Annotated in this window: 14 protein-coding genes and 1 pseudogene; 5 read left to right on the plus strand and 10 right to left on the minus strand. The window is 60.9% G+C overall.

The window, feature by feature from the left end:
- Position 1: 1 nt before the first annotated feature.
- A pseudogene (locus tag HBO41_RS10470) lies at positions 2 to 547 on the plus strand (TetR/AcrR family transcriptional regulator); the annotation flags it as partial.
- Here the strand turns inward: HBO41_RS10470 and HBO41_RS29480 are convergent.
- The 6 genes from HBO41_RS29480 to lpxO form a co-directional block, all read right to left on the minus strand.
- Entirely contained in the window at positions 503 to 1,501 is a 999-nt protein-coding gene (locus HBO41_RS29480) for a DMT family transporter (protein ID WP_262380272.1), read from the minus strand. The pseudogene HBO41_RS10470 and the gene HBO41_RS29480 sit on opposite strands and share 45 nt — an antisense overlap.
- Positions 1,498 to 2,196: an ABC transporter permease gene (locus tag HBO41_RS10475; protein ID WP_017138806.1), complete on the minus strand. Its 699-nt coding sequence runs from the start codon at positions 2,194 to 2,196 to the stop codon at positions 1,498 to 1,500. The genes HBO41_RS29480 and HBO41_RS10475 overlap by 4 nt, the downstream gene beginning before the upstream one ends.
- A 7-nt stretch (positions 2,197 to 2,203) precedes the next feature.
- Positions 2,204 to 2,908, minus strand: coding sequence for an ABC transporter permease (locus HBO41_RS10480; protein WP_169986118.1), 705 nt, complete (start codon positions 2,906 to 2,908; stop codon positions 2,204 to 2,206).
- On the minus strand, positions 2,908 to 3,762 hold the full coding sequence (locus tag HBO41_RS10485) for a transporter substrate-binding domain-containing protein (protein ID WP_026013821.1): 855 nt from the start codon (positions 3,760 to 3,762) through the stop codon (positions 2,908 to 2,910). Before HBO41_RS10485 ends, HBO41_RS10480 begins: the two co-directional genes overlap by 1 nt.
- Before the next feature lie 24 nt (positions 3,763 to 3,786).
- Positions 3,787 to 5,781 (minus strand): aminotransferase class I/II-fold pyridoxal phosphate-dependent enzyme, encoded by a 1,995-nt coding sequence (locus HBO41_RS29670; RefSeq protein WP_169986120.1) that lies wholly within the window; start codon positions 5,779 to 5,781, stop codon positions 3,787 to 3,789.
- 337 nt (positions 5,782 to 6,118) lie between these two features.
- Positions 6,119 to 7,018: a lipid A hydroxylase LpxO gene (gene lpxO / locus HBO41_RS10495; RefSeq protein ID WP_017138809.1), complete on the minus strand. Its 900-nt coding sequence runs from the start codon at positions 7,016 to 7,018 to the stop codon at positions 6,119 to 6,121.
- Positions 7,019 to 7,381: 363 nt separating this feature from the next.
- Between lpxO and HBO41_RS10500 the strand changes: the two genes are divergently transcribed.
- The gene (locus HBO41_RS10500) at positions 7,382 to 7,768 is read left to right on the plus strand and encodes a TIGR03067 domain-containing protein (RefSeq protein ID WP_169986121.1); all 387 of its coding nucleotides are present in this window, start codon (positions 7,382 to 7,384) and stop codon (positions 7,766 to 7,768) included.
- 141 nt (positions 7,769 to 7,909) lie between these two features.
- On the opposite strand, the gene HBO41_RS10505 is transcribed toward HBO41_RS10500, so the two are convergent.
- The gene (locus HBO41_RS10505; RefSeq protein ID WP_017138811.1) at positions 7,910 to 8,722 is read right to left on the minus strand and encodes a bifunctional 2-polyprenyl-6-hydroxyphenol methylase/3-demethylubiquinol 3-O-methyltransferase UbiG; all 813 of its coding nucleotides are present in this window, start codon (positions 8,720 to 8,722) and stop codon (positions 7,910 to 7,912) included.
- Between the two features lie 154 nt (positions 8,723 to 8,876).
- On the opposite strand from HBO41_RS10505, the gene HBO41_RS10510 reads away from it, so the two are divergent.
- The 3 genes from HBO41_RS10510 to HBO41_RS10520 all read left to right on the plus strand — a co-directional run bounded on the left by HBO41_RS10510 (position 8,877) and on the right by HBO41_RS10520 (position 13,306).
- Positions 8,877 to 10,115 carry an MFS transporter gene (locus tag HBO41_RS10510; RefSeq protein WP_169986440.1) on the plus strand — a complete coding sequence of 413 codons (1,239 nt, stop codon included), beginning with the start codon at positions 8,877 to 8,879 and terminating at the stop codon, positions 10,113 to 10,115.
- Positions 10,116 to 10,257: 142 nt separating this feature from the next.
- A complete protein-coding gene (locus HBO41_RS10515; RefSeq protein WP_074854431.1) occupies positions 10,258 to 11,844 on the plus strand; it encodes an ABC-F family ATPase in 1,587 nt (528 codons plus the stop codon).
- A 286-nt stretch (positions 11,845 to 12,130) separates the two neighbouring features.
- Positions 12,131 to 13,306 carry an MFS transporter gene (locus tag HBO41_RS10520; RefSeq protein WP_169986122.1) on the plus strand — a complete coding sequence of 392 codons (1,176 nt, stop codon included), beginning with the start codon at positions 12,131 to 12,133 and terminating at the stop codon, positions 13,304 to 13,306.
- On the opposite strand, the gene HBO41_RS10525 is transcribed toward HBO41_RS10520, so the two are convergent.
- The 3 genes from HBO41_RS10525 to HBO41_RS10535 all read right to left on the minus strand — a co-directional run bounded on the left by HBO41_RS10525 (position 13,300) and on the right by HBO41_RS10535 (position 16,246).
- The gene (locus HBO41_RS10525; RefSeq protein ID WP_169986123.1) at positions 13,300 to 14,337 is read right to left on the minus strand and encodes a dienelactone hydrolase; all 1,038 of its coding nucleotides are present in this window, start codon (positions 14,335 to 14,337) and stop codon (positions 13,300 to 13,302) included. The two genes, HBO41_RS10520 and HBO41_RS10525, sit on opposite strands and share 7 nt — an antisense overlap.
- 241 nt (positions 14,338 to 14,578) lie before the next feature.
- A complete protein-coding gene (locus tag HBO41_RS10530; protein WP_017138816.1) occupies positions 14,579 to 15,190 on the minus strand; it encodes an FMN-dependent NADH-azoreductase in 612 nt (203 codons plus the stop codon).
- A gap of 129 nt (positions 15,191 to 15,319) precedes the next feature.
- The gene (locus HBO41_RS10535) at positions 15,320 to 16,246 is read right to left on the minus strand and encodes an AraC family transcriptional regulator (protein WP_169986125.1); all 927 of its coding nucleotides are present in this window, start codon (positions 16,244 to 16,246) and stop codon (positions 15,320 to 15,322) included.
- Between the last annotated feature and the right edge of the window lie 74 nt (positions 16,247 to 16,320).

The raw sequence follows: 16,320 nt of genomic DNA on the forward strand, positions 1-16,320 counted from the left end.
CATGCCCGTGACCATCGACCCTCCCAAACTGCGCCGCGCCGACCCCGATGAACGCCGCGACTTATTGGTTGCCGCGACCCTTACCTGCCTGGCCCGTGACGGCCACGCCGGGATTTCCGTGCGCCGCATTGCCGCCGAAGCCGGCGTTTCGGTGGGTTTGCTCAACCACCATTTCGGCAGCATCGACGCGTTGATCGCCGAGACTTACCACAAGCTCGCCAATGAGCTGACCAGCGCGTTATGGGCGCAAGTCGAGCTGGCCGAAGGCGCCGCTGCGCGCCTGGACGCGTTTCTTAGCGCGTCGTTTTCGCCACGGGTGATGGACCCCGACCTGCTCGGCGTGTGGGTGGTGTTCTGGAGCCTGATCCGCCACTCGCCCCACGTAAACCAGTCCCACGAAAACAGCTACCGCGCCTACCTGGCGCTGATCCAACAGCTGCTGGACGACCTGGCCCGCAGCGAAAACCTGCTGATCCACGACAGCCACCTGGCCGCCATTGGCCTATCGGCGATGCTCGACGGGCTCTGGCTCGAGGGGTGTCTGAACCCCGGTACTTTCAGCCCCGCCAACGGGCTGCACATCTGTCGTTGCTGGGTACAGGGGTTGCGTTACGGAGCATTCGGCGCCGACCACATCTTGTGATTCCGAGTGGCGGGCGCTGAGCATGGCCAGGGTGCCGCTGACCGCGATCAACACGGCGCCGATGATCAGCGACACATCCATTGACGTGCCCCAGATCAGGCTCGAAAGCAAAAACGCCCAGATCAACCCGGTGTATTCGAACGGCGCCAGCAAGGTCGCCGTGGCCCGGCGGAAACTCGCAAACAACAGGAACTGACCTATGCCGCCGACCAGACCTGCGGCCAGCATCCCCAACCAGGCGGGGGTCGGCGCTGGCGTGTGGGTCCAGGGCAAGGTCAGCGCAATACAAACCACGAACACCACATTGGTGATCAGCATCTGCTCCAGCACCGAGGTTGCCGGGTCGACCTGGCGCAGCTGGATATAGGTGAACGCCCAGCACAACGCGGCCGCCAGGGTCAGCGCGATAGGCACTGGATCGAGCATGTTGCTGGGGCGACAGGCGATCACCACACCCACAAACCCGATGATCAGCGCCACCCATTGCCCACGGCTGGCACGTTCCTTGAGGATCAGCGCGGCCAGCAGCGTGACCATGACCGGCGCGGAGAAATACAAGGTGGTCATTTCCGCCAGGGTCAGGTCCTTGGCGGCGGTGTAATACAGCAACCACGCCAGCAGCGAGAGCAGCCCACGAATGATCAGCAGCTTGCGGCTCACCGAGCTCCACACCCGACGCAACAAGCCCATGCGCCCGGCGATCACGCACGCACCGACCACCACCAGGCTGCGCCAGAACAGAATGCTGAACACCGAATAATCGGCCACCAGCCATTTGATCACCGCGTCCTGCAACGCCAGAAACGCGTAGGCCAATGAGCACAGGGCTATCCCTTGCAGCGCGCGGTCCTGTTTCATCCCGCCGACCTGCGCAGCGGCGTGCCGCGCCGTTCGGCGATGGCGTAGACGCCCTCGATGAGGAAGGTCAGGCACAGGTAAACACCGGCCACCAACAATAAGGGTTGATAGATCTGCAAGGTCTGCGCACGTACGACGTTAGCCGCGCCCAGCAGGTCGACCACGGCGATGGTCGATGCCAGCGCGGTGGATTTGAGCAGCATCACCGTCTCACCGGCCAAGGTCGGCAACAGCAGACGCATCGCCCGTGGCAAGCGCACCCGCAGCAGGGCCTGGCGCGGGGTCATGCCAAATGCCGAAGCGGCTTCCATCTCGCCCTTGGGCACCGCCAGCAGGCCACCGCGAATCACTTCACCGACGTAGGCGCCCACCGACAACACCAGGGCGAACACGATGTACCAGTAGCCGTCACGCAGGAACGGCCACAAAAAACTGCCGCGGATCATCGGGAACTGGGCAAACAGGCTGCCCAGGCCGTAGTAGAAAATGTAGATCTGGATCAGCAGCGGTGTACCGCGCAGCACACTGGTGTAGGCCAGCGCACCGCGCGCCAGCCATTTGCGCCGTGATAACCGCGCCAGAGCCACCAGCACCGCGAGGGCAAAACCCAGCACGGCGCTGATCAACAGCAATGACAAGGTGGTCTGCAAGCCCTTGGCGATCAGCCCGGCGTAGTAACTTATCCACTCAGGCATGCGCGCCTCACTCGACAACCGGCATCCAGCGACGAATACGTCGTTCCAGGCGTCCGGACAGGTAGTTGGAAGCCAGCGTCACCAGGTAATACAAGACGGCGGCCGTGAGGTAGAACAGCAAGTAATGACGGGTGGAACCCGCCGCCTGCTTGGCGGTGTACAGCAGCTCATTGGTACCGACCACGCTGATCAAGGCACTGTCCTTGATCAAGTTGATCCACAGGTTGGACATCCCCGCCAGCGCATACGGCGCCATGATCGGCAAGGTCACCCGGCGAAACAGGCCAAAGCCGCTCAAGCCAAAGGCCCGCGCCGCTTCGATCTGGCCGTGGGGAATCGCCAGGATCGCCGCGCGGAAAATCTCTGACGCATAGGCGCCCTGTACCAGCCCTAATACCAGGATCGCCACCAACGGCCCGCTGATGTTGACCTGGGCAAAACCCAGCCACAGCATCAACGCGTTGAGGCCCATGGCGCCTGCGTAATACAGCAGCAGGATCAGCAGCAGTTCCGGCACCGCGCGAAACACCGTGGTGTAACCGCGCATCAGCAGCGCAATCGGGCGCGGCGCGCTGAGCTTGGCGCAGGCCACCACCAGGCCGATCAGCAAGCCCACGGCAAACGCGCCAACGGAGATTTGCAGGGTCATCCATAACCCTTTGAGCAGTGCGTTGCCCCATCCTTGGTCACCAAAGCTGAGGAGATCGAGCATTATTCGGTCTTCTGGGCGATTTGCTGATAGGGGCTGTCACAGGTCTTGCTCACAAAGGCCGGCGTGTCACCGCGCTTGCACGGGCTGACCGACAGGCCGAAATAGTGCTGGGACAAGTCGTCATAGTCCTTGCTCACCAGCAGTTCGCCGATGGCTTTGTCCAGGCGTGCCTTGAGCGCGGTGTCTTCCTTGCGCAAACCAGCGCCGACGCCACGCCCGATGATCGGGTCGTAGGGCACGCTGGCGATATGCGCCAGGCCGCTGGCTTCCGGGGTCTTGACCATCATGGCGATGGCGGTGTCGTCGGCCATCATGTAGTCGATACGCCCGGCGATCAGGTCGGCATTCGCCGATTCCTGGGTGTCGTAGTACTTGAGGTCAGCGATGTTTTCGTAGTACTTCTTCAGGTAGTTGGCGCTGACCGTGGAGATCTGCACGCCGATCAACTTGCCCTTGAGGCCTTCGGGGGTGATGTCCACCGTAGCGCCTTTGGGGCCTGCCACGCCCAGCAGTGAATCGTAATAGGCGCGGCTGAAGGCGATTTGTTTTTCACGTTCATCGGTGACCGACATCGAGGAGAAAATCACGTCGATTTTCTTCGCCAGCAACGACGGAATGATGCCGTCCCACGCCACTTCCTTGATCTGACATTCGGCTTTCATGCCTTCACACAGCTTGTGGATCAGGTCCACTTCAAAGCCCGACCACTGGCCGTTACCGCCTTTTACGGTGAACGGCGGATAGGGTTCGGCCGCCACCGCGAACACGATGGGTTTTTCTGCCGCCAGGGTAAAACCTGCGGTCAACATCAACACTGCACTGCCCAACCACGTTGCCATGCGTTTGCATTTCATGATTTGCCCCGTCTTTTTCTGGAGTTAGCGAGTTTGATGCGCGTTGACGAACTGTCGGCAACGCTCACTGCGTGGGTCGAGGAACACCGCGTCCGGCGTGCCGGTTTCTTCGATCAAGCCTTGGTGCAGAAAAGCCACTTTGGAGGACACATCCCGGGCGAAGGCCATTTCATGGGTGACCAGGATCATGGTGCGGCCTTCTTCGGCCAGGGAGCGGATCACACGCAGCACTTCGCCCACCAGTTCGGGGTCGAGGGCTGAGGTGGGTTCGTCGAACAGCATGACTTTGGGGCGCATGGCCAACGCGCGGGCAATCGCCACACGCTGCTGTTGGCCGCCGGACAGGAACGCCGGGAATTCATTGCGTTTGGCGGCCAGGCCAACGCGGTCGAGCAAGGCTTCGGCGCGCTCGATGGCCTCGGCACGGCTTTCGCGCAGTACCTGGGTGGGCGCTTCGATAAGGTTTTCGAGGACGGTGCGGTGCGGCCACAGGTTGAAGTTCTGGAACACCATGCCCAGGGTCGAGCGGATGCGTACCAATTGCTTGGCATCGGCGACCAGCGGCGCGCCGGGCATGCCGTAGTTGAGCTTGATGCTTTCACCGTCGACATGGATGCTGCCCTGGTCGGGCACTTCAAGCATGTTGATGCAGCGCAGCAAGGTGCTTTTGCCTGAGCCGCTGGCGCCGATCAGCGAAATCACCTCACCTTCGTTGGCCGTGAGCGAGATGCCTTTGAGCACTTCGATATTGCCGAAGCGCTTGTGCAGGTCGATCACCTCAATCATCTTGCGCGCTTCGACAGGCAGCAGCACGTCGATCTCAGGCGTCGGCGCCACACGCGGCTCGCCGGCAAGCTTGGCGACGAACCTGGCGATACGCTGGCAGGCTTCGGCCAGGCGGGCTTCGCCCAAGGTGAACGACAACCGCACAAACCCTTGCGCCGGCTCGCCAAACGCCGCGGCATCCAGCACCGAAACACCCGCCTCGCGGAACAGGCGCCAGGCAAAATCCAATGAGCCCAAACCCGTGCCGCGCACGTCTACCAGCACAAACATCCCGGCTTGCGGCGCCTGTACCTTGATGCCGGGGCACGCACTCAGGCCGGCCACGACCAAGTCACGGCGGCGCCGGTAGATGTCGCGCATGCCCACCGTCACTTCGTCATGGGCCAGCACGGCTGCTGTGGCGGCTTCCATCACAAAACCCGGCAAGCCATAGAGCATGCTCAGCACCAGGGTTTCGGCGTGGGCGATCATTTCCGGCGAGGCGATCAACCAGCCGGTTCGCCAGCCGGTCATGGCGTGGGATTTGGACAGGCTGCCAATCACGATGCAGCGCTCGGCCATGCCGGGTAACGCGGCGAGGCTGTGGTATTGGCCGTCAAACACCAAGCTTTCGTAGACCTCATCCACCACCACCCACAGGTCGTGGGCGGTGGCCAGGTCGGCTATCGCTTGCAGCTCCTGCGGGTTGAGCACCACGCCGGTGGGGTTATTGGGGTTGGAGAAGAAGATGGCACGGCTGCGCGGGGTGATGGCGGCAGCCAGGCGTTGTGCATCCAGGCGAAACCCGGACTCCGGCGAGCACGGTACGCGCACCAGGGTGGCGCCGCTGGCTTTGAGCGTGGCTTCGTAGGTGACGTACATCGGGTCGAGCACCAGCACTTCATCACCGGCTTGCAGCAGGCACAGGGAACTGATGAACAACGCATTCTGTGCGCCGGGCACGATGATCACGTTGTCGGCGTTTAGCGAGCGTGCCAGGGTCTTGCTGTAGCGCGCCGCCACAGCCTCGCGCAGGGCGGCGCGGCCGGGGATTTCGGTGTAGTGCGTGTCACCGCTGTGCAACGCGCTGACTGCGGCTTCGGTGATGAAGGCCGGCGTGGCGAAATCGGGGTCGCCGACGCTGAGGATGATGATGTCTTCGCCCTGGCTGGCAGCCTGGAACGCGGCGTGGTGGATGTCCCAGGCGGCGACGCCCTGCCCTGCAATTCGTTCGACGAAGGGGGAAAGCCGCATGCCAGAGCCTCTCGTTCAAGAAGAAAAAGCGCGAACCCGGTTGTGTGCAAACGGGTGGATGCGGTCAACATAGTGCAAACTGAACAGTCGTTCAATGGGTATGTTTGAGGGGGTGTCGTTTATCGAGTGAACAGGTCGTGAATAACATTTGCGGGGGAGTTTGAGTGTGGCGGATGAGTGCATATCCGTTATCGGGGTAACGGCGGCTAAGGGTTGCGCCCTGACGGCGGTTCACCTTGGCAACAGCAGAGCTACACGCGATCAAATGTGGGGGCTGGCTTGTCGAGCCAGCTCCCACACTTGGAGCAGCAGGTAGATCAGATCAGATCAGATCAGATCAGATCAGGATAAAAATTAGCGCCAACCCAGCGAAAATCGCCCATTTTTCCAGGTAATACCGCGCACGATTACGCTTTTTCAGTTCCTTGCCACGCAAACGAATCTTGTACAACCGCGTAAACGCGCGGTTCAAACCACCGGTCTTGTCACCCTCATCATTAGGCGAACCCGCAGCCGCCATTACATTACGACTGAACCAACGGTTAAACGCCGCCGCCCAGCGGTACTTCATCGGGCGCTCAATGTCACAGAACAGAATGATGCGGTTCTGCTGCGTAGTGTTTTCCGCGTAGTGAATGTAAGTCTCGTCAAACATCACCGGCTCACCGTCCCGCCAGTAGTAACTCTCGCCATCCACATTGATGTAGCAACCCGGATCGTTCGGCGTGTCCAAGCCCAGGTGGTAACGATAAGAGCCTGCATACGGGTCACGGTGGCGCACCAGCTTGGAGCCCGGCGGCAACTCGGCAAACATCGCCGCCTTGATCGAGCCAATGCCTTGCACCAGCTCAGTGGTACGCGGGCACAGCTTCATCGCCGAAGGGTGACTGTCGCCGTACCACTTAAGGTAAAAGCGCTTCCAGCCCGACTTGAAAAACGAGTTGAAACCCACGTCATTGTATTGGTCCGAGCGCTTGATCTCGCCCGCGCGCATCAGGTTCTGACCTTCCTGGCGGATTTCCTCCCAGTGCTCCTGCAGCGGGCTCAGGTCCGGAAAGTCGCTGGGCGACAGAAACGGACGGCTTGGCTGCCTGGAAAACAAGTAGAGGAAACAGTTGATCGGCGCAAGGAACGTCGAGTGATCGCTAAGCTGGCGACCCAGCTTGTGTCGCACTCTGCCACGCAGGTGAACATACGCAATGGAGGCAACGTAGAGAACAACAATGATGAGTTTCAAGGGATTCGTCACAAGTTAGAAGAGAACAGGCTGCTCCTGCATGCCCACAACGGCCGAGGATAAATAAGCAGCACCTGAAATCACGATTACATAGTGGCGGCTGGCCGGACGAGTCACTTCCTAAACCACGCCTTAGACCTTTATTTAGCCACAGTTTGTAACCAAAGGTTAACTAAGAATTGTGAAAAGCTGTCTACGCAACGCGTAGGACTCACGTGCGCCTGCCTGGATGCAAGCCCAGAGTGAGGCTATTTACAGCGCAGGCGGTTGCGCTGGCAACCCACAAAAAACTCGGCACCCAACCAGGTTCAATCCCCTTTCAGTTATCATCGCGCCAATCAATCTCCAGCAAAAGGAACTTGCATGAAACTTCAACCAGACTCGGACTTCACCGCGCTTCAGGGCGCCTGGGAGCAGACTTCCCTGGAAGACAGCGGCGTACTCAACCCTGCGGACGCACACAGCGCGCCAGGCGCCATTACCACGATTGAGGGTGATCAGTTCGAAGTCCGAACCGTCGCTGGCAACGTATTGCTGGCTGGCCGGTTTTCCCTGGACAGCAGCACCACGCCCAAACGTATTACCTGGGTAGATTCCATGGGCGATGACGCCGGCAAAGCGTTACCCGCCAGTTATCGCCTCGAAGGCGATAATTTTGTGTTTATCGCAGCGGATGAAGGCATGCCCCGCCCAACGGTCTTCAGCACCGGGCCAGGGCAAACCATGCGCACCTTCGTGCGCCGCACCTGAAAACCGCATGCCATCCGAAACGCCGACATGCTTTTCACACGGTGTTTACTTCCTGGCCTTTAGCGTAAGGCCACCTACTCCAGTGAATCACTTGGCCCGCCTCTTCTGTCGCGGGCCTTTTTTTGAGCGCGAAAAACCCACTCAAACGGCGCGCTTGATGGCCGTCAGGGTGAAACACAACGGCAATTGGGCCGACTGGTGCTCGTACTGGTCATACAGCTCCTCGCGGTTGGAGTGCGGATACTCCTGCAGATGCTCGATCTGCAAGTGCGCCGCAATCGCCGCGGTGACGACGCTGCCCAGGGTGTGAACGTACCAGTAGGACGTCGGCCCAGGCACCTCTGTCAGCCCTTCATACACAATTGACGCCTGCAACACGAACGGATCGCGTTGAAAATACGAGCTGTCGGGCAAAAACGGGTTGCTGGCCTGAGGGTCGAAGACTTCCAGGAAAGGGTGAGTCTCGTAGATCACCAGGGTGCCGCCGGGCTTGAGGGTACTGGCCACATGTTGCATAAACAGCGCCACATCCGGCATCCAGCCGAGTACGCCAATCGTCACCAAGGCAATATCGAACCGGCCAAGCAAACGCTCAGGCAGGTGATGGATATCGGCTTCGATGAATTGCGGGTTATGCGGGGAAATATCAGCCAACTCCCGAGCTTGCGCCAGAAAGGCTGTCGATTGATCGACACCCACCACCTCACGCGCGCCCAGGCCAAACAGCGACAGGCTTTCACGCCCGTTGTTACAGCCGACTTGCACCACCGACTTGCCGGCAACGCCGACGGTTTGCAACAACGCGGTGATGGTGGGGTCGAGGCAGGAAAAAGCCGGCTCAACGACTGATTGCAGCAAGGTGTTCCAGGTCGCAGTATCTTTGTGCAGCGCGGCAGAGGCGTCCCAGGCGGCCTTATTATCGGCGATTGCCTGTTGGGCTGAGGGCATGTCCATTGCGTCTCCAGGGAGTCATTTCAGCGGGCTACGGAAAATAATCCAAACGCCCGTCAGATGAAACCCTCAGCGGCAGCGAAACTTCTGTTCAGGCCCACGGGTCACTAGCCCAATGAGTGTCCAGCCCCTGAACACCCTTTGCGAAGACAACGCCGTGGCCAATCACTCTGACTTGCGTAATACCTTGTCCCTGGACAGCCTCAATTTTTTCCTGGCCGATGTGCGCGACGGCCTCGGGCCTTACCTGGCGATTTACCTGCTGGCCGTGCACAAATGGGACCCGGCCAGCATCGGAGTGGTCATGACCCTGGCGGGCATCGCCGCACTGGTCACCCAAGGCCCGGCGGGTGCGCTGATCGACCGCACACGCAGCAAGCGCGCGGTGATTGCGGCGGCTGCCATCCTGGTGACCATCAGTTGCCTGATGCTGCCATTTGTCAGCGCCTTCAGTTGGGTGGCCTTGACCCAGGCCGCCAGTGCCGTGGCCGCCTCGGTGTTTGCACCGGCCATATCGGCCATTTCCCTCGGAATTACCGGGCCACGCGCCTTCACTCGCCGAACGGGGCGCAACGAAACCTTCAATCACGCTGGCAATGCTGTGGCAGCGCTGCTGGCCGGCGGCCTGGCGTACCTGTACGGCCCGGTGGTGGTGTTTTACTTGATGGCCTTTATGGCGCTGGCCAGTATCGTGGCCGTGAGCTGTGTGTCGGCCAAGGCGATTGACTATGAAGTCGCCAGGGGCTTTGACCCGGCCCACCACAGCGATCACGAACAACCGTCCGGTGTGAAAGTCCTGCTGGCCAACCGGCCGCTGCTGGTATTCGCCATCTGCTGCGCCCTCTTCCACCTGGCCAATGCGGCGATGCTGCCGTTGGTCAGCCAGAAGCTTGCGCAGATCAACTTGCAAATGGCTACGCCGCTGACCTCGGCGTGCATCGTCGCCGCGCAGTTGGTGATGGTGCCGATGGCCTGGCTGGTGGGGTTCAAGGCCGATGTGTGGGGTCGCAAACCGCTGCTGCTCGCAGGTTTCCTGATCCTGCCACTGCGCGGCGTGCTCTACACCTTGTCCAGTGATCCTTACTGGCTGGTGGCGGTACAGATGCTCGACGGCATCGGCGCGGGGATCTTTGGCGCGCTGTTCCCGGTGATCGTCAAGGACCTGACCCAGGGCACCGGGCGTTTTAATGTGAGCCTCGGCGCGCTGTCCACGGTGTTTGGCCTGGGTGCGGCGTTGAGTAGCAGCCTGGCCGGTTTCGTGGTGCAACAGGCCGGCTACAACGCGGCATTCCTGACCCTGGCCGGCGTGGCGGCCGTGGCCTTGGCGCTGTTATGGCTGGCGATGCCGGAGACTCTGGAGAAACCATCGTTCGCCTGCCATACAACTGTCGCCTGACATATGCGACAATGCGCGCCAAATTCCAACACACAGCCAAAATTTTCTGCTCAGCGACCGGGTTTCGCGCCTTGATGTCGCTGTTGACGCATGCCTGAAGGCTCCTGCCGCCACGCTCGCAACTCATTGATAGGTAAAGTAATTGATCTCCACAGCTAACATCACCATGCAGTTCGGCGCCAAGCCGCTCTTCGAGAACGTCTCGGTCAAATTCGGCGCCGGCAACCGTTATGGTTTGATCGGTGCCAACGGTTGCGGCAAGTCGACCTTCATGAAAATCCTCGGCGGCGACCTCGAGCCGTCCGGCGGCCAGGTCATGCTGGAGCCAAACGTGCGCCTGGGTAAACTGCGCCAGGACCAGTTCGCCTACGAAGAATTCACCGTACTCGACACCGTGATCATGGGCCACGAAGAGCTGTGGCGGGTCAAGGCTGAGCGTGACCGCATCTACTCGCTGCCGGAAATGAGCGAAGAAGACGGCATGGCCGTTGCCGAGCTCGAAACCGAATTCGCCGAAATGGACGGCTACACCGCCGAATCCCGCGCCGGTGAACTGCTGCTGGGCCTGGGTATTCCGCTGGAGCAGCACTTTGGCCCGATGAGCGAAGTCTCGCCAGGCTGGAAACTGCGCGTATTGCTGGCCCAGGCGCTGTTCTCCGACCCTGAAGTGCTGTTGCTCGACGAACCGACCAACCACTTGGACATCAACACCATCCGCTGGCTGGAAAACATCCTGACCCAGCGTTCCAGCCTGATGATCATCATCTCTCACGACCGTCACTTCCTGAACAGCGTGTGCACCCACATGGCTGACCTGGACTACGGCGAGCTGCGCCTGTTCCCGGGCAACTACGACGAGTACATGACCGTGGCGACCCAGTCCCGCGAGCAGCTGCTGTCGGACAACGCCAAGAAGAAGGCGCAGATCTCCGAACTGCAATCCTTCGTCAGCCGCTTCTCGGCCAACGCCTCGAAAGCCAAGCAAGCCACGTCCCGCGCCAAGGCGATCGACAAGATCCAGCTGGCCGAGGTCAAGCCGTCGAGCCGTGTGAGCCCGTTCATCCGTTTCGAGCAGAACAAGAAGCTGCACCGCCAGGCTGTGATGGTCGAAAAAATGGCCAAGGGCTTCGACGGCAAGCCTCTGTTCAAGGACTTCAGCTTCCAGGTTGAAGCCGGCGAGCGCGTGGCGATCATCGGCCCGAACGGTATCGGCAAGACCACCCTGCTGCGCACCCTGGTCAACGAACTGACCCCGGACGCCGGCAGCATCAAGTGGACCGACGCCGCGGAGCTGGGCTACTACGCTCAGGACCACGCCCATGACTTCGAAGACGACGTCACCCTGTTCGACTGGATGGGCCAGTGGACCCAAGGCGAGCAGATGATCCGTGGCACCCTGGGCCGCATGCTGTTCTCCAACGACGAGATCCAGAAGTCGGTGAAGGTGATTTCCGGTGGTGAGCAAGGCCGCATGCTGTTCGGCAAGCTGATCCTGCAAAAGCCGAACGTGCTGATCATGGACGAACCCACCAACCACTTGGACATGGAATCCATCGAAGCGCTGAACCTGGCGCTGGAAAACTACCCGGGCACGCTGATCTTCGTCAGCCACGACCGTGAGTTCGTATCGTCCCTGGCCACCCGCATCATCGAGTTGAGCGCCACCGGCGTGATCGACTTCAGCGGCACCTATGACGACTACCTGCGCAGCCAAGGCGTGGTGTTCTAAGCCCCCGCGGCTAGCCGGCTTGTTGTGGCGAGCAGGCTTGCCCTGCGCTGGGCTGCGAAGCAGCCCCAATAAAAAACACCGCGTTCTGCCAGGCAAAACGCGGTGTTTGGTTTTAGGGCCGCTGCGCAGCCCAGCGCAGGGCAAGCCTGCTCGTCACATCGAGCCTGTTCACTACAATAGAGCGGCTTATGATGACGGGCCTCTTCAGCAAAACCCGTTAGCCAGCTTCCTTTTCCCCCACGCCCTTGCCATCATGCCCTCACCGCCCGCCCGCGAATGAGTGACCATGCCTGCCGCCGCCCCCAGCTCCCTGTCGATCACCCTGCAGATCGTCTCCATTGTCTTCTACACCTTTATCGCGTTTATCTGCATCGGCCTGCCGATTGCGGTGATCCCAGGCTATGTGCATGAACAACTGGGCTTCAGCGCCGTAGTCGCCGGGGTCACCATCGGCTCGCAATACCTGGCCACCCTGCTCAGCCGCCCGATGGCTGGGCGCATGTCGGATAACGTCGGCACCAAACGCGCCATTGTGTTGGGTTTGGCTGGCATCCTGGTCAGTGGCGTGCTGACATTTTTCGCAACCTTGCTTGAAAGCATGCCCGCCGTGAGCCTTGGGGTATTGATCGTTGGCAGGCTGTTGCTCGGCGTGGCCCAAGGCCTGATCGGCGTTGGCACCATCAGCTGGTGCATGGGCGCGGTCGGTGCCGAACACACGGCGCGCTCGATCTCCTGGAACGGTATCGCGTCCTACGGCGCCATCGCGATTGGCGCGCCGCTGGGCGTGGTGATGGTGGCCGATTATGGCTACACCAGCCTGGGCATCGCGCTGTCCGTGTTGGCCGCCTTGGGCCTGGTGTTGATCCGCAATAAACCGTCGGTGCCGGTGGTGCGTGGCGAGCGGCTGCCATTCTGGTCGGTGTTCGGGCGCATCGCGCCGTTTGGCGCCAGCCTGTGCCTGGCGTCTATCGGCTACGGCACGCTGACCACCTTCATCACCCTGTATTACCTCAACCGTGGCTGGGTCGGTGCGGCGTACTGCCTGACGGTGTTTGGCGTGTGTTTTATCTTGTCGCGCCTGGTGTTTATCTCCGCCATCAGCCGCTTCGGCGGGTTCAGCGCGGCGATTGCCTGCATGACCATCGAGACCGTCGGCCTGACCCTGTTGTGGCTGGCGCCCTCCACCGGTGTGGCGCTGATCGGCGCCGGGCTGACCGGCTTCGGTTTGTCGCTGGTGTACCCGGCGCTCGGCGTGGAGGCTATCAAGCAAGTGCCCAACAGCAGCCGGGGCGCGGGGCTGAGTGCGTATGCGGTGTTTTTTGATCTGGCCCTGGCGATTGCCGGGCCATTGATGGGCGCCGTGGCACTGAACCTCGGCTATGGCTGGATCTTCTTCTGCGCCGCGCTGCTGTCGGTCACGGCCCTGTGCCTGACCGTGCAGCTCAAGCGCCGCGCTTACTGATCAGCGGTCTGCAAACCGGCGCGGGTCGACTGACCCAGGGTATGCTCGAAGAAGCGCCCCGCCTCCGAGATCAGGTCGCGGTGGATGCCTTCGCGGTCGACACCGTCGGCATCCGTGCAAATCGCCGGCATGGCCAGCAGTTGGTCGCTGTCACACGGCGCCATGAACACAAAGTGCCCGGCCCCGGCCAATAGTTTGAAATCCGGCGGCTGCGGCAGTTTGCGCGCCAGGGCAGCGGCGTTCTTGTCCACGGCCACCAGCTTGTCGCCGTCGCCACTGTAGAGCAGCACCGGCACGTGCACATCGGCCAACGTGTGGCGGCCAAACATCAGGCTCAACGGCGCCATCAGCATCAAGGCGTGAATACGCGGGTCGGCTTGCGGCTGCAGGTCTTCACGGTCGACCACCAGCTCACCTTTGGTGGTGCAGGCGTCGCGGTCTTCCGGGCGCTCCTGGCAATAGCGGCGCAGGCGGTCGAAGTCCGGCTTGGCCCCGGCCAGGATCAGCGCGGTTTCGCCACCGGCTGAGTAACCGATAACGCCCACCTGGTCGATATTGACGAACGGCGACAGCATCGTATCCCCGAGCGTGGCGGTAATCGCTGCGGAAATCTGGATCGGCCGCCCGTACAGGTTGCTCACCGTGCCCAGGCGGCTGTGATCCTTGTAGTTGTCGCCGGGATGCAAAACGGCCACCACCACAAACCCTTTGCGCGCCAGCGAAGTGGCCAGGTCGTGCAGCGCCAGCGGTGTACCGGTGTTGCCGTGGGACAACATCAGCATCGGGAAACGCCCGATGGCCACTTTGGAATCCTGGGTGGCAGCCACGTGGTAGGGACCCAACTGCGTGGAATGCTCGTCATCGGTAGACGGGTAAAACGCGATGGCGTTCATCGGCTGCTGATCCAGCGGGTCGAGAAAACTCATGCGATGAAAGCCCACACTCCAATGCGGGTGCGGCGCCGGGGCAGCGTGCACTGAAATCAGGCCACCGAGCAGGGAAAGAACCAAAACAGCACAAAGACGCATCATGGGGATGTCCACCTTTGCTGCGCGACCACGTTCAACACCCGCGGCATGTCGGTTTGAAAAGTCCATGGGCCAAGGCACTCGCTCCGGGTGATAAACCCATGCATGCATAACCTGGGCCAAAGTAATGACAGCGGGTAAACGAAAAAACTCCGTACTCCGGTCGCGTTCAGGCGATCAGAATACAGAGTTTAGGCGCCCCGGTTCAGATTGGAACCGAACAGAGGCGAACTTTACACAAGCCTTACGCGGCGGCGAACAATTGTTCGTTGATCACTACGTTGGCGTCGCTCAAGGCCTTGCTGCGAACTTCTTCACCGTACGCCAGGCCTTGGGCGCGGACAAATTCGATATCAGTGATGCCGAGGAAGCCAAACACCAGTTTCAAGTAATCCTCGTGCCCCACATTGCTCGCCTGGCCCGCATGCAGACCGCCAGCGGTGGAAACAATGATCAGCTTCTTGCCGCCGCACAGGCCTTCAGGGCCGGCTTCGGTGTAACGGAAGGTTTGGCCGGCCACGGCAATACGGTCGATCCAGGCCTTGAGCTGGGACGGCACCGAGAAGTTGTACATCGGCGCACCGATGACTACAGCGTCGGCGGCGATGAATTCAGCCAGGGACGTAGCGCTCAGTTCGGCCTCGTGTTTTTGTACGGCGTCGCGCAATTCGGCAGCGGTGCCCAGGGCGCCCAGGGTCAGGCCGGAAAAGTGGCTGATGCCTTCGGCAGCCAAGTCACGATAGGTCACTTCCACACCTGGCTCAGCCGCTTGCCAGGCCTTGACCACACCAGCGCTGAGCTGACGCGAAGCCGAGTTGTCGCCGAGGATGCTGGAATCGATATGCAACAGTTTCATGCGGGTTCTCCAAGTGAGGATCGCGGCTGGGCGATCGAATGAAGTTAATCCTACACATGAACCCAATAGTCGATTAGACGGCACAAATGTGATTGTTCGTCCTGCCAGCAGGACAATCAGCTCGCCAACTCAGTGCGAAGACACATAAATCGATGCCGACGTAGGCGCCGGCAGCGCATAGGTGCGTTTCATCCACTGAATCTCCTCCTGGGGCGTACGCCCGAACAAGCGCTTGAACTCTCGGCTGAACTGCGAGGCGCTTTCATAGCCCACCTGGGCACATGCCGTGGCGGCAGTGATGTCGTTGCGCAGCATCAGCAAACGCGCCTGGTGCAGGCGCGTGGACTTGAGGTATTGCATCGGTGAGGTGTCGGTGACCGTGCGAAAGTGTGCGTGAAAACTCGGCACGCTCATCATCGCCTCGCGCGCCAACGCTTCCACGTCCAGGTGCTGGTGGTAGTCCCCATGAATCTTGCGGATTGCGCGTGCCACCTTGCCGAACTGGCCTTGGCGGTTAAGCGCGGCGCGCATCGAACCGCCCTGCTCGCCTGTAAGGATGCGGTAGTAGATCTCGCGCATCAGCGCGGGGCCGAGAACCTGTGCCTCCATCGGCGCACTCATGGCTTCGAGAAACCGCAGCAGCGACTCACTGAGTTTGTCGTCCATGGGCGAGGAATACATGCCGCGCGGCTTGGCTTCGAGCAATTCGGGAAACGCATCCAGCGCCAACATCAATTCGGCGGCGAGGGTGAAATCCAGGCGCAAGTACACCGCCAGCATCGGCTCTGCTTCGCTGGCCTCGGTTTCCATGGTGAACGGCACCGGCACCGACACCACCAGGTAATGCTGGGCGTCGTACAGGTAAATCTCTTCACCCAGGTAACCGCGCTTGCGCCCCTGGCAGACGATCACGATGCCGGGGTCGTACAGCACCGACACCCGGTGCAGCGGCCGATTTGAGCGCAGGAAACGCACATCCTCCAGAGCGCTCAGGTTATAGCCTTCGACAGGCGCCAAGCGCCCCATCAGCTCGATGATTTTTTGGGTGCGGCCCATGGCGCATGGCTCCTGGCGAAAACAGCACGGTACTGCGCAAACACCGGTATGGCTATGCACTCATAGGAATAGGC

It is taken from the genome of Pseudomonas sp. WS 5146 (genome assembly GCF_012985495.1).
In the GTDB taxonomy this organism is placed as follows: domain Bacteria; phylum Pseudomonadota; class Gammaproteobacteria; order Pseudomonadales; family Pseudomonadaceae; genus Aquipseudomonas; species Aquipseudomonas edaphica.